Source organism: Burkholderia sp. AW49-1, assembly GCF_053427845.1.
This window is the reverse complement of record NZ_JBSAXF010000133.1, coordinates 1-273: the sequence shown is the minus strand read 5'-3', so window position 1 is coordinate 273 and position 273 is coordinate 1. Positions and strand designations below refer to the sequence as shown.

The 273-nt window shown below is 67.4% G+C and carries 1 protein-coding gene; it reads right to left on the bottom strand.

Annotated features, from left to right (window positions below; translation table 11 throughout):
* A partial coding sequence (locus tag ACV22W_RS33745; RefSeq protein WP_448023871.1) for an NAD(P)/FAD-dependent oxidoreductase occupies window positions 1-273 on the bottom strand: 273 nt, incomplete at both ends.

Below are 273 nucleotides of genomic sequence, written 5' to 3'. Positions count from 1 at the left end.
AGGAACAGGAAACGGTCTTCCGTCACCTCGACGTTCAAGGGCGCGCCCCGTTCCTTCCAGTCGGGAAACAGCTCGGTGATCGCGCGCGGGTCCATCACCGCGCCCGACAGGATGTGCGCGCCGATCTCGGAACCCTTCTCGAGCACGCACACGCCGATCTCGGTGCCTTTCTCGGCGGCCAGCTGCTTGAGCCGGATCGCCGCCGACAGCCCGGCGGGGCCGCCGCCGACGATCACGACGTCGTATTCCATCGATTCGCGCGGGCCGTATTGC